The organism is Vibrio sp. 1727 (assembly GCF_033344415.1).
GTDB lineage: Bacteria > Pseudomonadota > Gammaproteobacteria > Enterobacterales > Vibrionaceae > Vibrio > Vibrio alginolyticus.
The window spans coordinates 1-501 of sequence record NZ_JAWPOT010000732.1 but is presented as its reverse complement, the minus strand read 5'-3'; the positions used below and the strand labels follow the sequence as shown (position 1 = coordinate 501).

The 501-nt window shown below is 47.3% G+C and carries 1 protein-coding gene; it reads left to right on the top strand.

What is annotated here, in order from left to right; all coding sequences use genetic code 11:
* Window positions 1-419 (top strand): response regulator transcription factor (locus R8O10_RS27860; RefSeq protein ID WP_318192312.1); only part of this gene is annotated, 419 nt, incomplete at its 5' end.
* Between the last annotated feature and the right edge of the window lie 82 nt (window positions 420-501).

Genomic DNA, 501 nt, shown 5'->3' with positions numbered 1-501 from the left:
ACATGCTCAAAGGCTTCCAACACGGCGCCGACGACTACCTCACCAAACCGTTTGATCTCGATATTCTTGAAGCACGCATGACTGCATTGATTAAACGCTATCGCGGTACGGTTGCATCAACCAAACTCCAGTATGGCGAAGTGTCTATCGATCAAAAAACGCATCAAGCCTACCGTCAAGATAAGCTGTTGGCGTTGAATCCAACCACGTACACTATTCTAGAAATGCTGGTCAAAAATGCCCCCGAAGTTGTGACGCGTGAAGAAATCGCATTCCGCCTATGGCAAGAAAATGAGCCAAACAATGACGTTTTGCGCAGCCACATTTATCAACTGCGCGGTCAACTCGATAAACCCTTTGAAGAACATTTATTGAAAACCCTCCCTAAAGTCGGCTTCCGCTTGGAGCCGGGGGCATGATTCGCCGCTTATTTAACAACACACAAAGCTTAACTGGACGCCTCGAACTCTTCTTCCTGTTGGTGTCGATTGTGATTGGTCT